This is a genomic window from Dietzia sp. 111N12-1 (genome assembly GCF_001658045.1).
GTDB lineage: Bacteria > Actinomycetota > Actinomycetes > Mycobacteriales > Mycobacteriaceae > Dietzia > Dietzia kunjamensis.
In genome coordinates, this window is sequence record NZ_LSSV01000027.1 from 1 (window position 1) to 23,735 (window position 23,735).

Annotated in this window: 23 protein-coding genes; 9 read left to right on the top strand and 14 right to left on the bottom strand. The window is 71.2% G+C overall.

All coding sequences use genetic code 11. The features are described from left to right. Positions 1 to 3: 3 nt before the first annotated feature. From AYO52_RS05895 to AYO52_RS05940, 10 genes are all read right to left on the bottom strand, one after another. Complete coding sequence (locus AYO52_RS05895; RefSeq protein ID WP_253701918.1) at positions 4 to 765, bottom strand: SDR family oxidoreductase; 762 nt, start codon at positions 763 to 765, stop codon at positions 4 to 6. After that, the gene (locus AYO52_RS05900) at positions 762 to 1,922 is read right to left on the bottom strand and encodes a hypothetical protein (protein ID WP_082923809.1); all 1,161 of its coding nucleotides are present in this window, start codon (positions 1,920 to 1,922) and stop codon (positions 762 to 764) included. The genes AYO52_RS05895 and AYO52_RS05900 overlap by 4 nt, the downstream gene beginning before the upstream one ends. 98 nt (positions 1,923 to 2,020) lie before the next feature. Next, positions 2,021 to 3,040 carry an AraC family transcriptional regulator gene (locus AYO52_RS05905; RefSeq protein ID WP_067714565.1) on the bottom strand — a complete coding sequence of 340 codons (1,020 nt, stop codon included), beginning with the start codon at positions 3,038 to 3,040 and terminating at the stop codon, positions 2,021 to 2,023. 115 nt (positions 3,041 to 3,155) lie between these two features. Then, positions 3,156 to 3,962: a sucrase ferredoxin gene (locus AYO52_RS05910; RefSeq protein ID WP_253701954.1), complete on the bottom strand. Its 807-nt coding sequence runs from the start codon at positions 3,960 to 3,962 to the stop codon at positions 3,156 to 3,158. 92 nt (positions 3,963 to 4,054) lie between these two features. Continuing rightward, complete coding sequence (locus tag AYO52_RS05915; protein WP_067714571.1) at positions 4,055 to 5,281, bottom strand: cupin domain-containing protein; 1,227 nt, start codon at positions 5,279 to 5,281, stop codon at positions 4,055 to 4,057. After that, positions 5,282 to 5,560 carry a hypothetical protein gene (locus AYO52_RS05920; protein WP_061917080.1) on the bottom strand — a complete coding sequence of 93 codons (279 nt, stop codon included), beginning with the start codon at positions 5,558 to 5,560 and terminating at the stop codon, positions 5,282 to 5,284. A gap of 254 nt (positions 5,561 to 5,814) precedes the next feature. Further along, positions 5,815 to 6,486, bottom strand: a complete 672-nt coding sequence (locus tag AYO52_RS05925; protein ID WP_067714574.1) for an enoyl-CoA hydratase/isomerase family protein — start codon at positions 6,484 to 6,486, stop codon at positions 5,815 to 5,817. Positions 6,487 to 6,554: 68 nt separating this feature from the next. Further along, the gene (locus AYO52_RS05930) at positions 6,555 to 6,890 is read right to left on the bottom strand and encodes a type II toxin-antitoxin system PemK/MazF family toxin (protein ID WP_067714577.1); all 336 of its coding nucleotides are present in this window, start codon (positions 6,888 to 6,890) and stop codon (positions 6,555 to 6,557) included. Further along, a complete protein-coding gene (locus AYO52_RS05935; protein ID WP_067714579.1) occupies positions 6,883 to 7,110 on the bottom strand; it encodes a hypothetical protein in 228 nt (75 codons plus the stop codon). Before AYO52_RS05935 ends, AYO52_RS05930 begins: the two co-directional genes overlap by 8 nt. Before the next feature lie 184 nt (positions 7,111 to 7,294). Continuing rightward, complete coding sequence (locus AYO52_RS05940) at positions 7,295 to 8,329, bottom strand: aspartate-semialdehyde dehydrogenase (protein WP_067714582.1); 1,035 nt, start codon at positions 8,327 to 8,329, stop codon at positions 7,295 to 7,297. A 465-nt stretch (positions 8,330 to 8,794) separates the two neighbouring features. On the opposite strand from AYO52_RS05940, the gene AYO52_RS05945 reads away from it, so the two are divergent. Further along, the gene (locus AYO52_RS05945; RefSeq protein WP_253701923.1) at positions 8,795 to 9,685 is read left to right on the top strand and encodes an endonuclease domain-containing protein; all 891 of its coding nucleotides are present in this window, start codon (positions 8,795 to 8,797) and stop codon (positions 9,683 to 9,685) included. A gap of 207 nt (positions 9,686 to 9,892) precedes the next feature. Here AYO52_RS05945 and AYO52_RS05950 read toward each other — a convergent pair whose 3' ends face one another. Continuing rightward, a complete protein-coding gene (locus AYO52_RS05950) occupies positions 9,893 to 11,155 on the bottom strand; it encodes an aspartate kinase (RefSeq protein ID WP_067714585.1) in 1,263 nt (420 codons plus the stop codon). A 71-nt stretch (positions 11,156 to 11,226) separates the two neighbouring features. Between AYO52_RS05950 and AYO52_RS05955 the strand changes: the two genes are divergently transcribed. From AYO52_RS05955 to AYO52_RS05975, 5 genes are all read left to right on the top strand, one after another. After that, complete coding sequence (locus tag AYO52_RS05955; RefSeq protein WP_067714587.1) at positions 11,227 to 12,120, top strand: DMT family transporter; 894 nt, start codon at positions 11,227 to 11,229, stop codon at positions 12,118 to 12,120. 103 nt (positions 12,121 to 12,223) lie between these two features. Then, positions 12,224 to 13,036 (top strand): trypsin-like serine protease, encoded by an 813-nt coding sequence (locus AYO52_RS05960; protein WP_067714590.1) that lies wholly within the window; start codon positions 12,224 to 12,226, stop codon positions 13,034 to 13,036. Between the two features lie 52 nt (positions 13,037 to 13,088). After that, on the top strand, positions 13,089 to 13,520 hold the full coding sequence (locus tag AYO52_RS05965; protein WP_067714593.1) for a GNAT family N-acetyltransferase: 432 nt from the start codon (positions 13,089 to 13,091) through the stop codon (positions 13,518 to 13,520). Positions 13,521 to 13,678: 158 nt separating this feature from the next. Next, positions 13,679 to 15,538 (top strand): 2-isopropylmalate synthase, encoded by a 1,860-nt coding sequence (gene leuA, locus AYO52_RS05970; RefSeq protein ID WP_067714596.1) that lies wholly within the window; start codon positions 13,679 to 13,681, stop codon positions 15,536 to 15,538. Between the two features lie 374 nt (positions 15,539 to 15,912). Continuing rightward, complete coding sequence (locus tag AYO52_RS05975) at positions 15,913 to 17,013, top strand: peptidoglycan recognition family protein (RefSeq protein ID WP_067714599.1); 1,101 nt, start codon at positions 15,913 to 15,915, stop codon at positions 17,011 to 17,013. Positions 17,014 to 17,240: 227 nt separating this feature from the next. On the opposite strand, the gene AYO52_RS05980 is transcribed toward AYO52_RS05975, so the two are convergent. The 3 genes from AYO52_RS05980 to AYO52_RS05990 form a co-directional block, all read right to left on the bottom strand. Beyond that, a complete protein-coding gene (locus tag AYO52_RS05980) occupies positions 17,241 to 17,672 on the bottom strand; it encodes a phage holin family protein (RefSeq protein WP_067714601.1) in 432 nt (143 codons plus the stop codon). Positions 17,673 to 17,679: 7 nt separating this feature from the next. Then, entirely contained in the window at positions 17,680 to 19,041 is a 1,362-nt protein-coding gene (locus AYO52_RS05985) for an aspartate aminotransferase family protein (protein ID WP_067714604.1), read from the bottom strand. A 145-nt stretch (positions 19,042 to 19,186) separates the two neighbouring features. Then, positions 19,187 to 20,128, bottom strand: coding sequence for an exonuclease domain-containing protein (locus tag AYO52_RS05990; RefSeq protein WP_067715058.1), 942 nt, complete (start codon positions 20,126 to 20,128; stop codon positions 19,187 to 19,189). A 156-nt stretch (positions 20,129 to 20,284) separates the two neighbouring features. Between AYO52_RS05990 and AYO52_RS05995 the strand changes: the two genes are divergently transcribed. Genes AYO52_RS05995 through AYO52_RS06005 form a run of 3 tightly spaced genes read left to right on the top strand, consistent with a single transcriptional unit; the run spans position 20,285 to position 23,609 of the window. After that, positions 20,285 to 21,364 (top strand): serine hydrolase, encoded by a 1,080-nt coding sequence (locus tag AYO52_RS05995; protein WP_067714607.1) that lies wholly within the window; start codon positions 20,285 to 20,287, stop codon positions 21,362 to 21,364. Between the two features lie 44 nt (positions 21,365 to 21,408). Further along, positions 21,409 to 22,731 carry a MurT ligase domain-containing protein gene (locus AYO52_RS06000; protein ID WP_067714609.1) on the top strand — a complete coding sequence of 441 codons (1,323 nt, stop codon included), beginning with the start codon at positions 21,409 to 21,411 and terminating at the stop codon, positions 22,729 to 22,731. Then, entirely contained in the window at positions 22,728 to 23,609 is an 882-nt protein-coding gene (locus AYO52_RS06005) for a glutamine amidotransferase (RefSeq protein ID WP_082923810.1), read from the top strand. The genes AYO52_RS06000 and AYO52_RS06005 overlap by 4 nt, the downstream gene beginning before the upstream one ends. Positions 23,610 to 23,735: the final 126 nt, after the last annotated feature.

Genomic DNA, 23,735 nt, shown 5'->3' on the forward strand with positions numbered 1-23,735 from the left:
GAACTAACGGAGATGCCCACTAGCCGGGACGGCCGTGAACGGGCGCGGCGACTCCAGCACCCTGCCCACCGCGCGCACCACGTCCGCCGGCTGCAGGAGGACCCCCGAGAACGACAGCGCCGCCTGCGGGTCCTCGAGTTTGTCGAAGAGCATCGGGGTCCAGATGCCGTCCGGGCAGATGCACGAGATGTCGATATCGTCCACCCCGGCCAGCCGCAGGTCGGCGGCCGTGCTGGAACTGAAGCCCATCACCGCGTGTTTGGACGCCGCGTAGACGGCCTCGCCCGGGACCGCGGAGATCCCCGCCAGCGAGACGATGTTGACGATGTGCCCGCCACTGCCGGTCGCGCCGGTGCCCGGGATACCAGCGCTGCGGCCGCGCATGGCCTCGATCGCGGCGACCGTGCCGTTGATCGTCCCCAGCGCGTTGACGTCCAGCATGAGCCGCCGCTGGTCGTCGGTCTGCTCCCACGCCGGGCCGGTGAGCAGGACGCCGGCGTTGTTGACCCACACGTCCACGCCCCCGGTCTCCGCGACCAGCCGGTCCCGGGCCTCGTCGACCTGCCCGCGATCGCGGACGTCGACAGCGGCCCAGAGCGCACCCCGCCCGATCTCCGCGGCCGCCGTCCGGGACGACTGCTCGTCCAGATCGGTGATCATGACGCGATACCCGCGGTCGGCCAGCAGGCCCGCGATATCTCGGCCCAAGCCGCGACCGGCCCCGGTCACGAGCGCGCTGCGGGTCCTCGTCGTCGTCGTCTTCACTTCCCGTCCTTCAGGCCGGAGCGGAGTTCGCCGTAGGAGATCCCACCGTGGCAGTACGTCGGCACCACCGGCCAGAAGCGCTTCCACGGCGCCAGCTCGGTGGAGGGCAGGATCTGCAGCCAGCGCGGGTCGGCCGGGCACGGGTCGGCGAGGGTCTTCTCCTTGATCATGGAGTCGTACTGGTCCAGCGCGTCCTCGAGGGTGTTGGCGTTGGGGCAGATCTCGCGGCCGTACTCGCGGTGGTAGCGCCGGACGCCGGGGATCTTCGACAGCTCCGGCTGCCAATTGTCCAGGGAGATGCCGTTCTCGGAGGACACCCATACGCCGTCCGGGGTGTTGATGACCAGCGAGTGGTTGCCGTCCGTGTGGCCGGGCGTCCACAGCAGGGCGATGCCGGGGCCGAGCTCGATGTCGCCGTCGAACACGGCGAACCTGTCCCGGTGGACGCCGTCGAGTCCGCCGGAGACGTACCAGGCCCATTGCATGGGGTGCAGGTCCTCCAGGGTGGCCAGTTCGCGGCGGTGCACGAGCAGCTGCGCGTCGCCGAACAGGGCGGTGCGCGGCGTCGGCTCGCCGGCGATCACCTCGCTCGAGCCGAGAATCATCCGGGGGTCCTGCACGTGCAGGTGGTCGAACGTGAGGAAGTCCACGTCCTCCGGCCGCAGCCCCACCTTGGCCAGGGCCTCGCCGGGCTCGTTGAAGTACTTGAGAATCGCCTTGCTGGCCAGGCGGCCGCCGGGGACGGCGTCGACCAGCCTCTCCAGATTGGCGTAGAACGGCGCCTTGGCGGAACCGGCGGGGACGGTCGGCTCGAACACCAGGGTGCGGGGCCGACCGTTCCAGTCGTCGTACTGGACCACCACCATGCGGTTGATCATGGTGACCAACGGCAGGCTGGGCACCGACACCGCGTTGTCGAAGGCGTACTTGACCGGGTACGGCGCCCCGGCCACGTCGACTGACCGCACCGCCCGCACCTGCCCCTGCTGCACGAACCGCTTCTTGTACTCGGCGGCCGCCGAGCGCACCGCCCTCAGCCGCTCGCCCCGCGGCCACACGTCGTGGACGCCGTCGAATTCGGGGATCGGCCGCGCGCCGATCTGCTCGAGCATGGGTCCGGACACCTGGTCCGAACGCGGTGGATCTTCGCGCAGCATCGTTCGCTCCTCCTCGCCGATGGGGTGGCCGCCCGGGGGGCGCCGGTCGTTCCCGCGGTCGACACCAGCATCCGGTGTCCAGCGGCGGGAAACTTGTGTCAGGGCGACAGGTTGGTGGTCCGCCTCAGCTCCCCGGGGGACATACCGAACCACCGGCGCGCCGCGTGGCTGAGCGTGGCCTGCTCGGCGAAACCGACCAGGTCGGCGATCTGGGTGAAGGACAGGTCGCTGGTCGTGATGAACCGGTGCGCGCGATCCCGACGCAGGTCGTCGACGACCCGGCCGTAGGTGGTGTCGACGGCGGCGAGGCGACGTTGCAGCGTCCGCGGGTGGAGCAGGAGCGCCCCGGCCACCTCGACGAGGGTGGGGACGCGGCCGGGAAGGCGCTCCCCCACGAGGCGGCGCACCTGGTGAGCCACCGAGTCCGACGGGTCGGAGTACGAGCCCGTCAGGTGATCGAGGGCCGCGCGACGGAGATCCTCATCCGCGGAGGCGAACGTGGCATCCAACATCCGACGGTCGACGCACAGCGCGGCCGCGGGCCGGTCGAACTTCACGTCGACGCCGAAGAAGCCCAGATACCGGCCGACCGGCGAGAGTGGTCCGTGCGGCACCTCCACCGACCGCAACCCGGTGGACTGCCCGACCAGATGCACGGCCACCCGGTAGAACACCCCCAGCCCCAGCTCGGCGGCCTGCGGCGAGTACGGCGACTCGGTCAGTTCCTTGCGGTACGTCAGGGCGATCACGCCGCGCCGGCCCCACGGGTCGTCGGCGACCTCGATCCTCAGCGCGGGGCTGTGCACGAACATGAACCGAGCCGCGCACTCCAGTGCCTCCGCGGGGGTCTGCGACGATCCGATCGCCCGCGCGATGGGGCCGAGAATCGTCACGTCCTGCCGTTCGGCCAGCCGCAGACCGAGGTCCGGGCAGCGCAGGTGGGCTGCCGCCACATCGAGCATCCGGTCGTGGTCGGTGATCGACAGCAGCCCGTCCTCGTCCGCCAACGTCTCTGGCTCGATGCCGAACCGCGCGAGCAGCCGATCCGGATCCCCGCCGAGTTCGGTGACGAGCTCAGCGAACCCGCGCAGGCTCGCGGCGCGGATCAACGGCTGCATCGACGTCGCCTGTCCTTTCGCGTGCGGAGTCCCCGAGGAGCCGCGGTCGAGGACGTCTCCGCGGAGCCACACGTGGTTCGACCATCCTCGCTCCACCTCGCCCCGACGTCCGGCCCTACCCGCCGCCCCTGACCTCGATCAACTCCCACTGCCTCACCGGGCCGGGGGCGTGGGCCCGGCACATCGTGAAGATCGGCTCCGAGTAGGTCTCGCGCAGCCACACCTCGACCGGACCGCGCGGGCCCTCGAGCGTCACCTCGACGTGCTCGTCCCGTTCCACGACGCGGACCGGGGCGAAGGCGTCGATGCGGTCGTCGGGCACCACCGCACGGGCATGGTGCTGGGCGCTCTGCACGGCCGCAGAGTGGCTACTCCGTCCACGCAGGTACCGCTCGTCGACCCGGCCCTCCGTGTAGCGTGCGACGATGTCTGCCGGATCCTCCGCCTGGTCGACGCGGCCGTAGAAGAGGCCGTGCGGCAGGACGAGCATCGTCGCGGCGAAGCGGTCGCCGCCCAGGTGAGAGCACTCCCAGGTCGCCTCCGGGTACCGCTCGGCGATCCGCGCCGCGGCCGCTCGCCCCCGAACCGCGCAGCACTGATCGTGCTTGCCGTGCGCGCACACCGCGACCAGCGGCTCCGCTGACGGGGTGCCGGCGGAACCGTCGAGGGGGATCTCGGCGTACCCGACCGGGCCGTCGACCTCGCCCCACCGCAGCGACTCGTGCCCGGGCCGGGCGTCGGCGAGCGCCCACCGCCAGCGTGGCTCCTCTGTATGACGACGACGACCCGGCCTGCGGATCGCGGCAACCCGGACATCGGCCTCCTGGGCACGCCCGGCGATCTCGCGACCCAGCTCGGGCGGAAGTAGACCCGGCGAGTCGAGCAGCGCCGAATACCCCCAAGGGCCGGCCAGCTCGACCATCAGCCATCGCAATCCCCGGGAGCCCGACCCGTCCAGGGGATCGCCGCGGCGCAACGACGAGTCACTGCACGGTTCCCAGTCCGCAGTCCTGCTCACAGCGCCACCACCACGCCCTCCCGCAACAACCGCCGGAGAACCACCAGGCCGTCGTCGGCATCGAGGCCGGGCAGCGTGCCGGCGCTGACGGGGTCGCCCTCAAGGACGGCGCGCAGGGCGGAAGCGCACACCGCCGGGAAGGTGACCGACTTGGTGGGCAGCCGCAATACGACCGTGTCGGCGGCGGCGGCGGAGTCGGTGCAGTCCACCCGTGCGTGGAGTCCCTCGCGCAACCGCAGCCGAGTGTCGGCGTCGAGGGCCGCAACGGCATCCAGGGTGGCCAGCGGGCGGATCGCAGCGGGTCGGGTGAGATCGAGGTACTTGCCAGCCAGCGCGTCGCCGGCGAGAGCGCTGAGCTGCTCCTGCTTCTCGCCGATCAACCGGGCCAGCACGTCGAGGACCTCGCGGGCGTGGGGCTCCGCGCGCGCGGCATCGACCGGGGCAAGCCCGAACGGCAACGACGCCCGCAGCTCCTCCTCCGAGGCCAGTGCCTCGATCATCGCCGTGGCGACGTCGTGCCCGGTGAGTGGCGCCACGCCCACCGTGAGGTGGATGGAGGTGTCACCCTGCGCCTCGGCGGAGTGGATCCAGCCGCGCGGCAGGTAGAGGCAGTCCCCCGGCTCGAGCACGGTGTCGATGACCGGCTCGTCCTTCGCCCGTTCGGCGATCGCCTCGCGGTGATCGGTCCACGGCTGATCCGCAAGCGGATGGTGGTGGACGGGCTCGTGCACCCGCCACCGCTTGGTGCCGGACACCTGGAGCACAAAGACGTCATGGACGTCGTAGTGCGGATCGAACCCGCGATTCGCGGGCGGGGTGATGTAGGCGTTGGTCTGCACCGGATGCCCGATGTCCGAGGTCATGCCCCGCACGAAGTCGATGATCGGCGGCCAGAACCGGTGCAGACCCTGCAGGACGAGCGTCGCCCCGGCGGCGTACTGCGTGAGCACGCCGTCGGGGTCGAGCTGATCGGCGATCTGCGCCCCGAAACCCGCGGAGCGGGTAAAGCACGCCCGGTCGACGAGCGTGCCCTCCCGCGCCATCCGGACGAACGGCGTGCGCACCCCGCGTTCGGCGATGATCTCGTCGACCATCCCGGGTGAGAGCAGGTCGGAGTAGTCGCGTGGCAGCTCGGCCGCCCGGGTCAGCAGGGGCCGCTGCCCCCACACCTGAGCCGCGAACTCATCCGAGCCGCACGCGACGCACCGATGAAGCGCCCGCAATTACTGGGTGCCGTCAGCGCCGCCGTCGGCACCATCCGGGTTGGAACCGCCGTCGGCCACCCCTTCGCCGGTGTTCGCGGAGCCATCGGCGGAACCGTCCGCGCCGCCGTCGTGGCCGTCCGGGTTCGAACCGCCGTCAGCCAGGCCCTCGCCCTCGCCCTTCATGTGGTGGGCGGATCCGTCGGCGCCGCCGTCGTGGCCGCCCGGGTTGGAACCGCCGTCGGCGATGCCCTCGCCCTGAGCGCCGGACGTGGTGATGTCGTCGTCGTTGATAGCCATCTGCGTTCCTCTCGTCGGTGCAGGCGTGAACCTGCAGGGAGTCGTGCGATCTGGCCACGTGTTCCAGCAGCAGGCCGGGACACGAGGGGCGTGCAGTTCCACTATGGCACTGGACCGGCCTCTATACGACCGAAGCCGCCGCCGGTTCGGCGTGACCGGGCGACTGCATAGTTTCCGAGCGGCGGCGGGCCTCGTCGTCGTCGATCTATCCCCGCGCTACCCCGAACTCGCGGTCGACCCGGGACGGGTGGGCATCAGAGGCTGACGCCGCCGGGGCCCCGGCCCAGCGCCTCGGTGACGGAGGCGAACATCGTGGTCTTGATGGCGCCGAGAGTGGTGCGGTCCTTGCCGAGGATCGGCTGGAGACGCCCGAGCGCCGCAGTGACGATCTCGGCCTCCGCAGCGGTGTCGTCGACGAGGCCCGCGGCCTTCGCCTCGGCACCGGGGTAGCGGTGGCCCGTGCTCATCGCGGTCATGGCCGTCTGCGGGGTCGTCTTGGCCTGGATCAGCGCCGCCATGCCCGGTGTGAACGGGATGTTGATGTCCACCTCGGGGAAGCAGAAGTAGCCGCGGTCGTCGCGCATCACCCGGTAGTCGTGGGCCATCGCGAGCATCGCGCCGCCGCCGAAGGCGTGCCCGTTGACCGCGGCGACCGTCGGCAGGGAGAACGTCAGGACACGGGAGAACAGCTCGTGGACCCGGCCGACGTACCAGTCGAGGCGGTCGGAGTTGGCCATGAGCCAGTCGAGGTCGAGACCGTTGGAATAGAACTTGCCCGACCCCACGGTGACGAGCCCCTTCGCGGACTGCTCGACCTCATCGAGGTGGGCGTTGATCGCGTCGAGCCGGTCCGGGGAGAAGCGGTTCTCGTCGTTGCCGAGCGTGAGGACGGCGATGTCCTCGTGGTGGGTCAGGGTCGGGGTCATGCGTGGTCCTCTCGGGTGGTGTGGTTGTGGGGTGTGGGTGGGTCGGTCGGCGGCGGGGCGGTCGACCGCTACTCGTGTAGGAAATCCTGGATCCACCGGCGAATGTCTGCCAGGGTCCCCGCATCCACCTGGCCGGCATGGCCGACAACACGCTGGCGCGAAAGTGTGCGTATCTGCTCGGTCATCGCCCAGGAGTCGCGATCGAACACGTCTCCACGGAGCAGGACGTGGTTCGACCATCCGCGATCCACCGACGTCACCGGAACCACCATCACGAGAGTATCGGCGAGGGAGATGTGCGCGCGCGACGAGACCACCACCGCGGGCCGGCGACCACTGTGCTCACGACCCGCCACGGGATCGAGGACAACCCATATGACCTCCCCGGGAGTCGGGTCAGGCATCCTGCGCCCGCTCCCACCACTCGGATTCCTCGCGGTAGGACGCCAGATCTTCTGGCGATGTCGCGTCTATCTCCGCACGCAGGCGCTCGAGCCGTCGTTGCTTCTCGGCGAGTGAGGCGAGATACGCAAGATGGTCGCCCAGCGTGCGGTGCTCTTCGGCGGCCTGCCTCTTCAGAAGATCCCGGAGGTCGCGACTCACCTTGATCGTCGTGTGGGACATACCGAAAGTATGCCTTTGGTCATACCGCAGAGATAGCGAACTCGTCGCCCCCCGACGCACGAGAGCCGCCGCCCGGTCTGCGTGACCGGGCGGCGGCTCTCGTCTGTGTGCGACTGCGGGGCCTCGTCGTCGTCGTACTCCCGACCGGCTCAGCGCGCGACCGGCCACCCGACCAGCAGGTGCGCTACTTGACCAGCAGCTCCGCGATCTGGATGGTGTTGAGCGCCGCGCCCTTGCGGAGGTTGTCGCCCGCCACCATGAGGTTGAGGCCCTTGTTGCCCTCGATCGACTGGTCCTGGCGGATCCGGCCCACCAGCGACTCGTCGATGCCCGCCGCGTCCAGCGGGGTCGGCACGTCGACGACCTTGACGCCCGGCGCCTTCGACAGCAACTCGCGCGCCTGCTCCGGCGTGATGTCCTTGTCGAACTCCGCATTGATGCTCAGCGTGTGACCGGTGAACACCGGCACGCGCACGCAGGTGCCGGCCACCCGCAGCTCCGGCAGGTCGAGGATCTTGCGCGACTCATTGCGCAGCTTCTGCTCCTCGTCCGTCTCCTCGGACCCGTCGTCGACGAGCCCACCCGCGAGCGGCAGCACGTTGAACGCGATCGGCGCGACGTACGGCCCGTGGTCGTCGACCTTCAGCGCCGAGCCGTCGTGCACCAGCTCGTGGCCCGCGCCGACGTTGCCGGTGATCTGGTCGTTCAGCGTGTCGACGCCGGCGAGCCCGGAACCGGAGACCGCCTGGTACGTCGACACGACCAGACGCTTGAGACCCGCCGCGCCGTGCAGCGCCTTGAGCACCGGCATCGCGGCCATCGTGGTGCAGTTGGGGTTGGCGATGATGCCCTTGGGCGGGTTCTTCGCCGCGTCCGGGTTCACCTCGGAGACGACGAGCGGGACGTCGGGGTCCTTGCGCCACGCGCTGGAATTGTCGACGACGACGGCGCCGGCCGCCGCGAACCGAGGGGCCTGCTCCTTCGACATCGTGCCTCCGGCGGAGAACAGGGCGATATCGATCCCCTCCAGCTCCTCGTCGGGCGTGCCCGCGGTGTCCTCGACGACGATGTCCTCACCGCGGAACGGCAGCGTGGTCCCGGCGGACCGGGCGGACGCGAAGAAACGGACCTTGTCAGCCGGGAAGTCCCGCTCCTCCAGCAGGGCACGCATGACGCGCCCCACCTGGCCCGTGGCTCCGACTACGGCGACAGTGGTCATCTCTGAGGTCAACTCCTGAAAGGTTGGTCCCGGCCCGCCGCGGACGGGTTCTCCGCCCTGCGCTCGACCGACCGGCAGTACCCCATCCTACCGGGGTCGCCCAGCTCGGACAGCGGCGTGCGTCACACCCGGCCGCGCTTCGGGCACAGACACCACGCAAGGCGAGGCCGGGGCGGAGCGCGGGCGGCGGGGCACGCCCCGCCATCCGGTCGCTCGCCCCCCCGGCCTCGCCGTCCGGCCTCGCCGTCCGGCCTCGCCGTCCGGAGGAATTCGCCTGTATCGGCCGAGTGGCGTTGCGCGAATTCCTCTTCTCGGCGAGGACCGCGGTGCTCGCCGAGGGGGTCGACGTGCTGGGCCAGAGGCCGTGGCATCGCTATCCACACCCCTCGGCCCCATCCACAGGTCGACGCGGATCCCTGCTCTGCGCCCCTGCCAGTCAACGTCCGCTTGGCAAGGTCACGGTCCGTGAGCGCAGAATCCCGCACCGCCCCCATCCGCACAGCCCCCATCCGCACCCGCGACCTGCGGCACCTGACCGGAAGCCGCGTCACGAACCGCGGTTACACCCGCCTGCACCACGGACTGTGGGTCCGGGACCACGTGCACGTCGACGCCTGGGCGCGGGCCGAAGCGCTCATGACGCTCTACCCGGACGCAACGTTGACCGGGTGGATCGCAGCCACGCTCTATGGGCACGACTTCCCGCCGCGCGAGTTCGCGGACGATGTGGTGGCGCCGGGCCGGCGGATCGAACGGCCCGGGCTGGCGGGCTGGCAGTACCGGATCCCGCCCGAGCACATCCACGTGCTGACGTCGGGACGCTCCCCCGACATCCGCATCGCCAGCCCCGAGTGGGTCTTGTTCGACATCGCTCGTCGCGAACCGCGCGTCGAGGCCATCTGCGCGCTCGACGCCTCCACCACCATGGGCGTCCTACCGATCAGCCGCCTACCGGCCCTGGTGGAGGACATGCACGGCGTCCGCGGTCGCCGGACTGTTCTCGAGAGGCTCGAGGAGGTCGACACAGATGCCGAGTCGCCCTGGGAAACCCGGACGCGGCTGTTCCTACTCGAGAACGGCCTGACCGGATTCGTTCTGCAGCACCGGGTGCCCGAGTTCAGGTATCGCCTGGACATCGCCTGGCCGGAGTTGAAGGTGGCGGTGGAATACGACGGAGGGGACCATCGCACGAAAGAGCAGCAGACAAAGGACGAGATCCGACGGAACCGGCTTCGGGCGGCCGGCTGGTACATCGAGGTGGTCACCGCGACCTCGCTCGTCCGCACCCCCGGCGAGATCCTGGCCCACGTGCGCGCAGCCCTCCACCGCCGCGGCTACGGGAGCTTTCGCGGCTGAACCGACCGATTCGGACGACGAGCCGCGGCGGGTGATCGCCGAGCAGAGGATTTCGCACTGAGCCACTCGGGCGATACAGGCGAATTCCTCTGCTCGGCGGGGCGCCGGGTGCGCAGGCGCCGGGTGCGCGGGGCGCGGGGCGCCGGGTGCGGGGGGCGCCGGGCGCCGGGCCGGCCTGGCTTGGGGCGGGCCGGCGGAGGGGTCAGGTCAGCGGCCGGTGCCGGCGTAGACCTGCGCCTCCTCGTCGCCGCCCAGCTCGAACGCCTTGTGCAGCGCGCGGACACTGTCGGGCAACTCGTCCTCCCGAACGAGCGCCGAGATGCGGATCTCGGAGGTGGAGATGAGCTCGATGTTGATGCCGGCCTCGGACAGCGACTCGCAGAACGTCGCGGTGACGCCCGGGTGCGACTTCATGCCCGCGCCGACGAGGGAGACCTTGCCGACGTTGTCGTCGTAGAGCACCTGGTCGATACCCAGATCGTCCTTGGCCTGCGAGAGGACCTCAACGGCCTTGGCACCCACCTCGCGGGGGCAGGTGAAGGTGATGTCGGTCTTGCCCTCCGCCTTGGAGACGTTCTGCAGGACCATGTCGATGTTGATCTCGGCGTCGGCCACCACGCGGAAGATCTTGGCCGCGTACCCCGGCTGGTCGGGGATGCCGACGACCGTGATCTTGGCCTCCGAGGCGTCGTGAGCGACTCCGGTCAGGACTGCGTCTTCCACGGGGATGTCCTCCACTTTTCCGGCCACGAGCGTGCCCGGGTTGGTCGAATACGAAGAGCGGACGCGCAGCGGCACGTGATAGCGGCGGGCGAACTCCACACTGCGCAGGTTGAGGATCTTGGACCCGACGGCCGCCATCTCCAGCATCTCCTCGTACGAGATGGTGTCGAGCTTGCGGGCATCGGGCACGATCCGCGGGTCGGCGGTGTAGATGCCGTCCACGTCCGAGTAGATCTCGCACACGTCCGCACCCAGGGCCGAGGCCATAGCGACCGCGGTGGTGTCGGACCCGCCGCGACCCAGGGTCGTGACGTCGCGGGTCTCTCGGGACACCCCCTGGAAGCCCGCGACGAGGGCGATCTTGCCCTCGTCCAGCGCCTCACGGACGCGCCCCGGGGTGATGTCGATGATGCGGCTGTTGCCGTGCCTGGTCGTGGTGATGATCCCGGCCTGGGATCCGGTGAAGGAATAGGCCTCCATCCCGAACGAACTGATGGCCATCGCGAGCAGCGCGTTGGAGATGCGCTCCCCCGAGGTCAACAGCATGTCCATCTCGCGCTGCGGAGGCGAGGGACAGACCTGATCGGCCAGATCGAGTAGCTCGTCGGTCGTGTCGCCCATCGCCGAGGCCACGACCACGACGTCGTTGCCCGCCTTCTTGGTCTCCACGATCCGTTCGGCCACCCGACGGATTCGTTCTGCGGACTCCACGGAGGAGCCGCCGTACTTCTGCACTACGAGTGCCACGCGGTCACACCCTTCCGGTGTTGATCGGCTTACCGCAGACCTACTTTACGGGAGGTGTTTACTCATCAGGGATGAGTGAAATCTGGGCGGCAGTGATTCTCGCCCTCGCGTCCGCCCTCAGCCAGGCCTTCGGAACCGTCATGCGGCACCGATCCCCCCAGCGTGCGAAGGGTCGACACGAGGGTCACTTCAACGTGCTCGCGAGCCGGTACTGGTGGACCGGCATGGTCATCAGCCTCGCCGGATTCGCGTTCCAGGGCCTCGCGCTCGCGTTCGGATCGCTCATCCTCGTCCAGACGATCACCGTTCTCTCACTGACGTTCGCCCTCCCCCTCGGCGCCTGGGTCACCGGTCGGCGGGTCACCAAGACCGAACTCTTCTGGGGGTACGTCCTGACGGGATGCGTGATGGTGCTCGTCATCTACGGACGGCCCACCGGAGGAGACGCCCACCCGCCCTGGTGGCAATGGGCACTCGCGTGCGCGGGCGGACTCCTCGTCGTCGTCGTCCTCCTCGGTGTCTCCCGCAACCGCCGCTCCAACGGCAACCGTGCCCTCCTGCTGGGCGTGGCCGGCGGCACCGCGTTCGCCTACGTCGCACTGCTGACGAAGGGCGTCACCGAGCGGTTCCACGACGGCGGACTGTTCACCGTGGCCACGACCGGCGAGGTGTACGGACTGGGGGTGGCCGCCGTCGCCGCGCTGACGCTGCAGCAGATGTCGTTCTCGGCCGGCGCGGTGCACCAGGCCGTGCCCGCCTCCACGGTCACCACCCCGGTCGTCTCGCTCGGCCTGGGCGTGGTGGTGCTGGGCGAGTGGTTCTCCGTCGACGGCGCCGCGCTGATGCTCCTGGGCGCCACCCTCACCGTGATGGTGCTCGCGACGGTGCGGCTCGCGCACAAGGAGGTCGACACGGCTCCGCCGATCCCCGACCACCGCGCGCCGAACCGCCGCGCCTCGGAGTGACGCGCCTCCGAGTAACGCCCCCGGTGCACGCCGCGACGTCCTCACCATGAGGACCCATGTCGAGCGGCCCGAGAACTCCCCACCATCGCCTAAGCTGAGCTTCATGCGCCTCACACGTCACAGTGGCCCCGTCCGTCCCGGCCGGTTGGCCGCAGCGGTGGCCGGCATCGTCGGGACGGTGGCCGCGTCGCTCGCGGTCGCGGCACCCACGGCCGGCGCGGTAGTGAACGGCGCCCCCTCCGGCCCCGCCCCGTGGGCCGTGCAGATCACCGTCTTCGACGGCGTCCTCGGCGCCCCGTGTACCGGCGTCGTCATCCACCCGCGCTGGGTGGCCACCGCCGCCCACTGCGGGCCGACGAACCCCGACGCGTACACCCTCGGATTCGGGAACCTCGCCACCGTGCCCGGGGGCTTCGGTTCGACCGCCCCACTGGCCAGCCCGAGAATCGTCGGCGCGTTCGGCTCCCTCGACACGGGCAGCCTCGGTCGTCACACCCCGGCCGCCGCCTACAAGGCCCCCGCCGGGGACTTCATGCTCCTCAAGCTCCGCCACCCCGCGCCGTCGCCGTCCGTGCGGCGCGCCGGCGTCGACCCCGGCCCCGGCGACGTCCTGCGCTTCCACGGTTTCGGCGAGACCGAACCCCTCGGGATGCGCTCACCCGTCCTGCGCACCGGCCTGACCCGCCTCGAGCGGATCGAGGCGCGACCCGGCTCCCGCGTCGGCCACTCCCACACCATCCAGGGCGGATACGGGTACGGCGACTCCGGCGGACCCGTCTTCCAGGGTGACCGACTGGTGGGCGTCCACAACGTCTCCGACCGCGCCCGCCGGCAGCCCGACGGCACCATCCCGGCCCGGTACGAATCGATCCCCGCCCAGAACGGCTGGATCGACTGGATGATCGCCAACCGATGACCCAGGTCACGTGGCAGTGCCGAACCCCCCGGGTTTTTGCCACACTGGACAAATGACCCCGCCGGAGCTCGTCATCCGCCGCGCCGCGCGTGCGGACGTGGACCTCGTGCTGTCCGCGGGTGACCTGCTCAGCACCCCGCCCACCGCGGAATGGACCACGGACTTCCTCGACCGAGGTTCCAACCTGCTCGTGCTGGCGCTGCAGGACGAGGTGCCGGTCGCGATGCTCGTCGCGGTGGAGACCGGGCACCTCGGCGCCAGCCCCGACCTGTTCGTCTACGGCATCCGGGTCCGCGAGGACCTGCGCGGCCGCGGCATCGCCCACCGACTCGTCGAGAAGGCGGTGGAGGTGGCCGAGGAGGCCGGCTGCAGCAAGGTGTGGGGATCCATGGTGGTACCCGACGACCTCACGCAGAACCCGCCGGCGGCACCGCCCGAAGGGACCACAGCCGAGTCCTCGACGTTCGTGATTCCGATTCCGTGACGTCCCGCGGGGATGTGTATGATGGCCCGCATGCAGCGCGTGCTCCTTCTTGGGTGCCGCGGCGGGGCCCGCTGAGACGGACCGGCTCCCCGTCGCGGGATCTCGTCGCGCCGGTCCGATCCCTGCCGATCGCCCCCCTAGGAAGTTGAGCCACTGCAATGAATCCCGCTGATGCCTTCGTCTCGTCGTCGTCGACCCTGACTCCCCCCTCCAAGCCCGGCCGCCCCGACCAGCCGTCGTGGAACAAGCAGCGCGGCTCCTCGATGCCGGCGCACCGGTACCGGCCGTTCGCCGAGGAGGTCGAGGACGTCTCCCTGCCCGACCGCACGTGGCCGGACAAGATCATCACCCACGCCCCCCAGTGGTGCGCCGTGGACCTGCGCGACGGCAACCAGGCCCTGATCGACCCCATGAGCCCCGCGCGCAAGCGCCGCATGTTCGACCTGCTCGTCCGCATGGGCTACAAGGAGATCGAGGTCGGCTTCCCGTCCGCCTCGCAGACGGATTACGACTTCGTCCGCGAGATCATCGAGGACGACGCGATTCCCGAGGACGTCACCATCCAGGTGCTGGTCCAGTGCCGCGAGGACCTCATCCGCCGCACGTTCGAGGCGTGCGAGGGCGCGTCCGACGTGATCGTGCACTTCTACAACTCGACGTCGATCCTGCAGCGCAAGGTGGTCTTCCGCAAGGACCGCGAGGCCATCAAGAAGATCGCCACCGACGCCGCCGAGCTGGTCACCACGATCGCCAAGGACTATCCCGACACCAACTGGCGCTGGGAGTACTCGCCCGAGTCCTTCACCGGCACCGAGCTGGCGTTCTCCAAGGAGGTGTGCGACGCCGTCACCGAGGTCGTCGGCGCCACCCCCGAGAACCCGATCATCCTCAACCTGCCGGCGACCGTCGAGATGGCCACGCCCAACGTGTACGCCGACCAGATCGAGTGGATGCACCGCAACCTGGCGAACCGCGAGTCGACCATCCTGTCGCTGCACCCGCACAACGACCGCGGCACCGGCGTCGCCGCCGCCGAGCTGGGCTACCAGGCCGGCGCCGACCGCATCGAGGGCTGCCTGTTCGGCAACGGCGAGCGCACCGGCAACGTCTGCCTGGTGACGCTGGGCATGAACATGCTCACCCGCGGCGTCGACCCGCAGATCAACTTCTCCGACATGGACGAGATCCGCCGCACCGTCGAGTACGCCAACCAGCTGCGCGTGCCCGAGCGCCACCCCTACGGCGGCGACCTGGTCTTCACCGCGTTCTCCGGCTCGCACCAGGACGCCATCAACAAGGGCTTCGACGCCCTGCAGGCCGAGGCCGACACCCGCGGCGAGGACATCACCGACATCACGTGGGAGGTCCCCTACCTGCCGGTCGACCCCAAGGACGAGGGCCGCACCTACGAGGCCGTCATCCGCGTGAACTCGCAGTCCGGCAAGGGCGGCGTCGCCTACATCATGAAGAGCGACTACGGCCTGCAGCTGCCGCGGCGCCTGCAGATGGAGTTCTCGCAGCTCGTCCAGTCGGTCACCGACTCCGAGGGCGGCGAGGTCACCCCCAAGGCGATGTGGGACATCTTCTCGCTGGAGTACCTGGACCGCGTCTCGCCCATGGAGCGCATGTCGCAGCACCTCGTCCCCGCCGAGACCGATGACGGCGAGGACGCCATCGAGGCCGTCATCAAGTGGAAGGGCGAGACCCGTGAGCTGGCGGGGTCCGGGAACGGACCCCTCGCCGCGTTCGTCGCCGCCCTGAACGAGATGTTCGACGACGAGGTACGCATCCTCGACTACTCGGAGCACGCGATGACCTCCGGGGATGACGCCACCGCGGCCGCGTACGTCGAGGTGCAGTTCGGCAACCGGGTCTTCTGGGGTGTCGGACGAGCCGGTTCCATCACCACCGCCTCCCTGCGTGCCGTGGTCTCCGCCGTCAACCGCGCCTACGCCGACGAGGCCGAGGGCGCCGAGGCCGTCGGTTCGGTCGAGGGCGCCCGCACCTGGGCCCCCTGACCGGCTGACGTCGGCTGGGCCGGCGCGCCGGGTGGGCCCGCCGCGCGGGTGGTGCCCGCCCCCGGGTGGGGTGGGCCCGCCGCGCGGGCGGTGCCCGCCGCCCGGCCATCGACAGGACCGTTCCGCACACATCGCCCGAGAGGCTGCGTGCGGAACGGTCTTCTCGTCGCGCGTCGGGGCGCGCCCGAATCGTGGGGCAGCACAAGGCGTTTGGCCTCATCGCCCGGGCGGACGCCGCCACATCAGTCACATCACCCTCAGATATCCCTCCGGTAACGAGGGTCTCGATTCGGTCACGTCAAACGCGTAATGTAGCGGCGGGCCGTGCCGATAGGTATGGGTCGGCCCTTCGCAAACCTCAGTCTGGAGCCCGTATGTCCGTGACACGCCGTGGATTTCTCACAGCCGCATCCGTCGGCGTGGGCGTCGCCGTCGCCTCCACCGTCCGAGGTCCCGTCGCCGGGGCCAATCCCTTCACCACCGGCTCGCTCGGCGTGGCCCAGGACCTCATGCAGTCGGTCTCGACCGGCAGCGGGATGATCCAGCCCAACGGCACTCTCGGCTACGTCGGCGTGACGTTCCCCAGTGCCGAGGAGATCGTCGGCCGGATCCGGTTCGCATTCCCCGACGGCTCGGTCGGCGACTGGCTCCCGCTCGAGGGGATGGACTCCGCCCCGGACGCCGGCAGCACGCCCGCCTCCGAACTCGTCGGCGCGCCCGATGGTGCCGTGGGGTACGAGGTCGACGCGCCCGCGGGCGCCGAGGCGACCGTGTTCGACGACGGCCGCGGCACCCCCCGCAACTACAGCCTCGGCAGCGTCGGCCTGGCGGGCCTACCGGTCATCCCGCGCGCGGCGTGGGGTGCGGGCGATGTCGCGGGCTTCCGCTGGGCGCCCTCCTACTTCCCCGCGCAGTCCATCACGATCCACCACACCGCCTCCCCGGTCGGGCCGGACCGTGCGGCCAGCGTGCGGGCGATCTACAACTACCACGCCAACACCGTGGGCTGGGGCGACGTCGGGTACCACCTGCTCATCGACCCCGAGGGCCGGATCTACCAGGGCCGCGGCGGAACGCCCGTCGGCAACCCCGTCTTCCAGTTCCCGCCGGTCGCCGGGATCGCACCGCCGGTCGTCACCGGTGGCCACGTGGGCGGATTCAACAACGGCAACATCGGTATCAGCCTGCTCGGTGACTTCACCGGTGCACCGCCGACCTCGCGCGCGGTGGGCGCGGCCATCGACTGCGTGCGGGCGCTGTGCAACGCCACCGGCATCAACCCGCGCGCTGGCATCACCTACCGCAACCCGCAGGGCGGGGCCACCCGGCCGATGATGGCCGTGTCGGGCCACCGCGACTGGGGCGGGACCGCCTGCCCGGGCAACTCGTTCTACCCGCAGATGCAGTTCATCCGCGACCAGGCAGCCCGGGGCTGGGCCCCGACCGCCGTCTCCTCGGCGGCGTTCGGCTCCTGACCTGAACCGGTCGGCGCCGCCCGCCCCCCCGCGGCGTAGCCGTCGCCGCCGAGCAGAGGATTTCTACTGCATCGCCCGAGTAGCGGGTGCGCGAATTCCTCTGCTCGGCGGGCGGGTGCCCGCCCGGGCGCCGCTCAGCCGCCGCCGCCGCTCGGTCGCGGGCGGGTGCCGGCCCGGCGGGTGCCCGCCCGGGCGGCCGGCGCTGGGCCGGGCCGGGCCGCCGCCGCTCAGTCGCGGGCGCGGCTGGGGACCAGCATGCCGAGAACCCAGTTGACCAGGCCGATCACGATCGCGCCGAAGAACGCCGCCCAGAACCCGCTGACCACGTACGCGGCCCCGAAGGGCTGGAGCGTGGTGGTGATCCAGCCGGTGAGCATGAGCATCAGCGCGTTGACCACCAGCAGGAACAGGCCCAGCGTGAGGATCGTCAGCGGCAGCGACAGCAACTGAACGATCGGTTTGATCACCGCGTTGACGAGGGTGAACACCACCGCGACGACGAGCAGCGCCGTGATGGTGGGGACGTTCACCTCGTTCTCGATGTCGCCGGCGCCAGAGGCTGCGGCCCCGGAGATCTCGTGCAGGGTGATGCCCGGCACGATCAGCGTCGCCACCCACAGGGCGACGGCGTTGACGATCAGCCGCAATATCAGCGCCATCGAATGGTCAGCTCCTCACGTACTCGTCGGCCACGTCGAGTGCGCGGTCGAAGATGTCGAGGCCCTCGTTGGCCTCGTCCGGGGTGATGATGCACGGCGGCACCACGTGGAATCGGTTGTAGTTCATGAACAGCAGCAGGCCGTCGGACTTTGCCTTACCGAACGTGCGGGCCATGGCCTCCGATGATCCACCGTAGGGCGCGAGGGGCTCGCGTGTCTCGCGGTCGGCCACCATCTCCACGGCCCAGAACACGCCGAGGCCGCGGACCTCGCCGATCGACGGGTGCTTTTCGGCGAGCTCGCGCAGGCGCGGGCCGATGACGTCCTCGCCGATCATCTTCGCGTTCTCGACGATCTTCTCGTCGCGCATGAGGTTGATCGTCGCGACCACGGAGGCGCAGGCCAGCGGGTGCCCGGCGTAGGTCAACCCGCCGGTGTAGGGCGTGGTCTCGAAGGAGGCGGCGATGCGGTCGTGCAGGATGACGCCGCCGAGCGGGACGTAACCCGAGTTCGAGCCCTTGGCGAAGGTGATGAGATCGGGCGCCCAGTCGTCGTCGCCGGAGCGGAAGTGGTCCAGGGCGAGCCACTCGCCGGTGCGGCCGAAGCCGGACATGACCTCGTCGCAGATCATGACGATCCCGTACTTGTCGCAGATCTCGCGCACACCGCGCAGGTAGTCGGCGGGCGGCACCATGATGCCGACCGTGCCGGGCACCGACTCGATGATGAGGGCGGCGAAGTGGTCGGGGCCCTCGAGGCCGATGAGCGAGTCGAGGTGCTCGAGCGCCCGGTCGCATTCCTGCTTGTCGTTCTCGGCGTAGAACTGCGAGCGGTACAGGAACGGGGCGTGGAAGTGCACGGCGCCGGTGTTGCCCATGTCGTTGGCCCAGCGGCGGGTGTCACCGGTGAGGTTCATCGAGGTGGTGGTGGCGCCGTGGTAGCTGCGGAACGCCGACAGGGTCTTGTGGCGGCCGGTGTGGCGGCGGGCCATGCGGACGGCGTGCTCGACGGCCTCGGTGCCGGCGTTGGTGAAGAACACGCGGTTCATCCCGGCCGGCGCGACCTCGGCGACGAGGCGGGCGGCCTCGGCGCGGGCGGCGTTGGCGTGTGCCGGATTGATGGTGCACAGCTCGGCGGCCTGGTCCTGGATGGCCTTGACGACCACCGGGTGCTGGTGGCCGATGTTGGTGTTGACCAGCTGCGAGGTGAAGTCGAGCAGCCGGTTGCCGTCCCCGTCGGTGAGGTGGCAGCCCTCGGCCGCGGTGACGACCATCGGGTCGCTCGAGCCCCAGGCCGACCACGGGGTCAGGACGTGGGCGCGTTCCTTCTCGTAGACCTCACGGGCGGCGGCGTTCTGGGGTGCGGGCACTTGCGGTACTCCTGTGGTCGACGACGGTGGCCGCCGCCCATCATGTCAGTTCCGCCGCGCCGCCTCGGACCAGCGCCCCACGATGCGGAACGCGGGGGTCTGGAGGCGCGGAACGCAGGCGCCGAGCAGCACGGAACGCGGGGGGCTAGAAGAGCGCCCCCTGCGCACTGTCCACGGCCTGGGCCCCGGCGACGGACCGCCCGGGCGCGACGGCGGCGAGCATCTCCTCGAACCGCGCGTACGGCACCAGCTCGAGCCCCTTCTTGCGGGCGAACGCGGTCCGACCCCGCACGGCACCCGGTGCGTCGCACACTGCGAGGGACGTGCGGGACGAGATGCGGTCGGCGACGTAGAGACCGGAGTCGACGACGAGGCCGGCGATCTCCTCCGGATCGCGGTCCACGTCCTGGGTGAAGACCACCTCCATGCCCTGCACCAGCCCGCCGCCGCGCTTGAGCCGCCCGGCCGGCCGCCACAGCCTGGGGGCGGCGAGGGCCTCCGCCCACACCGTGGACACCAGGTAGCCGGTCTCGGGATGCGCCACCATCGCGTCGAGTTCGCGCACCTTCGGCTGCACGTCCTTGCCCCCGGCCACCTCGAGCAGTCCGGCGAACACCCCGGCCAACACGAGGGCGTCATCGTGGGCGTCGTGCGCGGCCCGCTGCTCCACCCCGAAGTGCGCGGCGAGCGTCGACAGTTTGAGGTCGGCGGTGGACAGGTGCAGCCGACCGGCGAAGTCCAGGGTGCAGAGGAACCGCTCGAGCGGCGCCGGGAGACCTGCCCGGCGGGCCTCGGCCGCGAGGAACGACGCGTCGAAGGCGGCGTTGTGGGCGACGACCGTCCTCCCGTCGAGCACCCGGTCCAACTCGGCGGCCACGTCCGGGAAGCGTGGTTTGCCCGCGAGGAGTGCCGGGGTGAGGCCGTGCACGTGGACCGGCCCCGGGTCGACGCCCGGATTGAGCAGGGTCGTGAACTCCTCGACCACCTCGCCGTCGTCGTCGATCACCACCGCGGCCACCGACAACACACGGTCGACCGCCGGCGTCATCCCCGACGTCTCGACGTCCACCACCACCCAACCTGCCATGCCCATCATCGTCCCAGACCCCTCCGACATCCCGGCCGTCACCGTCGCAGGTCACGGCGTTCACACCGCGTTTTCCGCCCGGACGCCCACGGGCGTTACTGTCTACGCCGTTCGATCAGCCCCGGCCGCGAGGTCCGGTCCGACCCAGGAGGCCCCGTGCGGCGGTACCGGCCCGACACGCCCGCGGCGCGGCTGCGCGACGCCCACGCCCACGCCCGCGCGCGGCGCGCCACCCGTCTGCCGATCCGCGTGGCGCTGGGGTCGTCACTCACGGTGTGCCTCGCGGCGCTGGTCGGGGTGGCCGTCACCGCGCCCGGCGCCACCACCGCGCGCCACTCCGACCCGGGCGCGTCGGCCGTCGGCGCGGCCACGTCGCCCACCGCCTCCTCCCCTCCGGACGGCCGGGTCGCGGATCCGCTCCGGCTCGTCCGGCCGCTGCCGGCGGGGTGGGTCGAGGTCGGCCCTCTCGTGGCCACCGCGGTGGCTGACGCCGCGGACGCCGGCCACGAACTCGCGGCGTGCGTGATGGCGATCGACTCCCCCGACGAGCGCGTCGTGTGTGCCGGCGGCGACGAGCCCCGCTACGCCGCGTCGGTCATCAAGGTGGCCTACGCGGTGGGGGCGCTCGAGGCGTGGGAGGCCGACCCGTCGGCGCAGACCCCGTACGGACGGCTCGGCGACCTGCTCGAGGCGGCCATCACCGTCTCGGACAACGACGCCGCCAACGTGCTGTACGACCTGTCGGTGGACGGCCCCGCGGCCCCCGACACCACCGCCCCCGTCAGCGCGCTGGGCGACATCGCCGACCGCGTGGGCCTGGCCGAGCAGTTCCACACAGGCGGCGCGTTCCGCTACGAGTGGACCGGCGACTGGAGCCACGTCACCCCCCGCGGCAGTGTCCGCTACCTGGCCGAACTCGTCCGCGCCGCCGACGGGCGTGCTCCGCAGGGCGAGGCGCTGACCTCGCCCGCCGTCGCCCGGATCGTGCTGGACGCGATGCTCGCGCAGGAGCGGCGGTGGAAGCTCCCGGACCGCCTGCCCGCGGGGACGGTCGCCAACAAGACCGGCGAGACCGACACCGAATCGCACGACATCGCCGTGGTGAACACCGCGAGCGGCCGCTATGCGATCGCCGTGATCGCCTCCGCGGACGGGATGTCCAACGGCCCCGACGTGGTCACGGCCGACCTCGGACACGACGTGGTGACCGCGCTGGGCGGTGCGGTGCGGTTCTGAGGCGGCCGTGCTGCCCGGGCGCCGCGCTGCCTAGACTCTGCGGCATGAGTTCCCGCGCGATCACCGCACTCACCCCCCGCGGCCGGGTGGCCGTGGCCGTCTCCCGGCTGGCGACCTGGGCGTCCCGGGTGTCGGGGCGCGGGTCGGGCGGGATGATCGGCGGCCTGGTGGCGCTGAAGCTCGATCCGGGCCTCATGCGCCAGCTCGCGGCGGGCCGGCGGACCGTGCTGGTCACGGGGACCAACGGCAAGTCGACGACGACGAGGATGGTCGCCTCCGCCCTGTCGACCGTGGGCCGGGTCGCCTCGAACGCGAACGGCGACAACATGGACGCCGGGATCGTGTCCGCTCTCGGGGCCGACCGGGTGGCCGGGTTGGCCGCCATCGAGGTCGACGAGCTCCACACGCCCGCGGTCGCGGAGAACACGGCGCCCGAGGCGATCGTCCTGCTCAACCTCAGCCGCGATCAGCTGGACAGGGTCGGGGAGATCAACGCCATCGAGCGCCGGCTGCGGGCCGGGGTGGCCGCGCAGCCGCAGGCGACGGTGGTGGCGAACTGCGACGACGTGATGATCACCTCCGTGGCGTACGACAACCCGTCCGTGGTCTGGGTGGCCGCAGGGTCCGCGTGGGCGGGTGACTCGGTGAGCTGCCCGCGCACCGGCGAACCCATCTCGCGGACAGTGGACTCCACCGGGGCCGTGCGGTGGCGGTCCGAGGGCACGCTGCCCGACGGCCGGACGTTCGAGCGGCCCGAACCGGACTGGTGGGTCGACGACGAGGCCATCCACGGGCCCGACGGGTTCAGCGCCCCCATGAGTCTGGCCATCCCGGGGCGGGCCAACCGGGGCAACGCCGCGCAGGCCGTCGCCGCCGCCGTGGCTATGGGCGCCGACCCCGCCGCCGCCGTCCGGGCGGTGGAGCAGGTCGACGACGTGGCCGGACGCTACTCGACCGTCGACGTGGACGGGCGGGCCGCCCACCTGCTGCTGGCCAAGAACCCGGCTGGTTGGCAGGAGGCGCTCGGCATGATCGACCCCTCCGCCGACGGTCTGGTGATCGCGGTCAACGGGCAGGTCGCCGACGGCGTGGACCTGTCGTGGTTGTGGGACGTGCGCTTCGAGAGCTTCGAGGGCGTGACCGTGTACGCCTCGGGCGAGCGCGCCGCCGACCTGTCGGTGCGGCTAAGTTACGCCGGGGTCGAGCACCAGCTGGAGCCGGACCCGCTGACCGCGATCCGCCGCTGCCCACCCGGGCGCGTGGAGGTGCTGGCCAACTACACCGCGTTCCGCGATCTGGGGCGGGCGATCGCCGCTGTCGGGCCCCGCACCGGGGCCGGGGCCGACCGGAAGGAGCAGCAGCGATGAGCGAGCAGAACACTGGCGCGGAGATCCCCGGCGCGGGCTGTTCCGGGACGAATCCCGACCCGCGCAACGCCGGGGGTCGCGACGCCGGCGCCTCGGCCTCACCGCTGGACACCGTCGCCGCGGATTCGGCCCGGCCCTCCGAGTCGACCGTGCGGATCGGCCTGGTCCTGCCGGACGTCATGGGGACGTACGGCGACGACGGCAACTCGTTGGTCCTGCGCCAGCGCCTGAGGTGGCGCGGATACGACGCCGAGATCGTGCGGATCACCCTGGAGGACGAGGTCCCGGACTCGTGCGACCTCTACACCGTGGGCGGTGGCGAGGACGCGGCGCAGAAGCTCGCGTCCCGGCACCTGACCGCGTCGCCGGGGTTGCAGCGAGCGGTGGAGCGCGGCGCGCCGGTCCTGGCGATCTGTGCCGGGATGCAGGTGTTCGGCGAGTGGTTCGTGGTCTCTGACGGATCCCGTGCGCCCGGCCTCGGCCTGCTGGACGTCACCACGACGCCGCAGGCCTCCCGCTCGATCGGCGAGTTGGTGGTCGCGCCGCAGGTCGCGGGCCTGACGCAGCCGCTGACGGGCTTCGAGAACCACATGGGCGCCACCGTCCTGGGCCCGGACGCCGCCCCCCTGGGCCGCGTGACCTCCGGGGTCGGCAACGGCGTCCCGGCCGGCCAGCAGGTCCCCGCCGGCGGGCTGGTCGAGGGCGTGGTGCAGGGGTCGATCATCGCCACCTACATGCACGGGCCGGCGCTGGCCCGCAATCCCGAGCTGGCCGACCTCCTGCTGTGCCGCGCGCTGGGGGTGGACTCGCTGCCGCCGGTCGAGGTCCCCGCGGTCGAGCAGCTGCGCCGCGAACGGATCGCCGCCGCCCGGCGCTGAGCCGCCCGGCGGTCCGCTCGCCGGATCGCGATCTGCTCCCCGGGTCGCGATCCGCCCTCCGATCTGCCCCGAGCCGCCTCGATCCGCCCTCCGAATTTTGATACGCGCTGCGGCGCCCGCGGGCGG

What these genes read in the sequence shown, in the direction of transcription:
- AYO52_RS05990 (WP_067715058.1), bottom strand. Translation starts at nt 20,128, where the DNA reads ATGGCAGGTTGGGTGGTGGTGGACGTCGAGACGTCGGGGATGACGCCG.
- AYO52_RS05930 (WP_067714577.1), bottom strand. Translation starts at nt 6,890, where the DNA reads ATGCCTGACCCGACTCCCGGGGAGGTCATATGGGTTGTCCTCGATCCC.
- AYO52_RS05905 (WP_067714565.1), bottom strand. Translation starts at nt 3,040, where the DNA reads ATGCAGCCGTTGATCCGCGCCGCGAGCCTGCGCGGGTTCGCTGAGCTC.
- AYO52_RS05900 (WP_082923809.1), bottom strand. Translation starts at nt 1,922, where the DNA reads ATGCTGCGCGAAGATCCACCGCGTTCGGACCAGGTGTCCGGACCCATG.
- AYO52_RS05980 (WP_067714601.1), bottom strand. Translation starts at nt 17,672, where the DNA reads ATGGCGCTGATATTGCGGCTGATCGTCAACGCCGTCGCCCTGTGGGTG.
- AYO52_RS05940 (WP_067714582.1), bottom strand. Translation starts at nt 8,329, where the DNA reads ATGACCACTGTCGCCGTAGTCGGAGCCACGGGCCAGGTGGGGCGCGTC.
- AYO52_RS05935 (WP_067714579.1), bottom strand. Translation starts at nt 7,110, where the DNA reads ATGTCCCACACGACGATCAAGGTGAGTCGCGACCTCCGGGATCTTCTG.
- AYO52_RS05965 (WP_067714593.1), top strand. Translation starts at nt 13,089, where the DNA reads ATGACCCCGCCGGAGCTCGTCATCCGCCGCGCCGCGCGTGCGGACGTG.
- AYO52_RS05925 (WP_067714574.1), bottom strand. Translation starts at nt 6,486, where the DNA reads ATGACCCCGACCCTGACCCACCACGAGGACATCGCCGTCCTCACGCTC.
- AYO52_RS06000 (WP_067714609.1), top strand. Translation starts at nt 21,409, where the DNA reads ATGAGTTCCCGCGCGATCACCGCACTCACCCCCCGCGGCCGGGTGGCC.
- AYO52_RS05975 (WP_067714599.1), top strand. Translation starts at nt 15,913, where the DNA reads ATGTCCGTGACACGCCGTGGATTTCTCACAGCCGCATCCGTCGGCGTG.
- AYO52_RS05960 (WP_067714590.1), top strand. Translation starts at nt 12,224, where the DNA reads ATGCGCCTCACACGTCACAGTGGCCCCGTCCGTCCCGGCCGGTTGGCC.
- leuA (WP_067714596.1), top strand. Translation starts at nt 13,679, where the DNA reads ATGAATCCCGCTGATGCCTTCGTCTCGTCGTCGTCGACCCTGACTCCC.
- AYO52_RS05910 (WP_253701954.1), bottom strand. Translation starts at nt 3,962, where the DNA reads ATGGTCGAGCTGGCCGGCCCTTGGGGGTATTCGGCGCTGCTCGACTCG.
- AYO52_RS05955 (WP_067714587.1), top strand. Translation starts at nt 11,227, where the DNA reads ATGAGTGAAATCTGGGCGGCAGTGATTCTCGCCCTCGCGTCCGCCCTC.
- AYO52_RS06005 (WP_082923810.1), top strand. Translation starts at nt 22,728, where the DNA reads ATGAGCGAGCAGAACACTGGCGCGGAGATCCCCGGCGCGGGCTGTTCC.
- AYO52_RS05920 (WP_061917080.1), bottom strand. Translation starts at nt 5,560, where the DNA reads ATGGCTATCAACGACGACGACATCACCACGTCCGGCGCTCAGGGCGAG.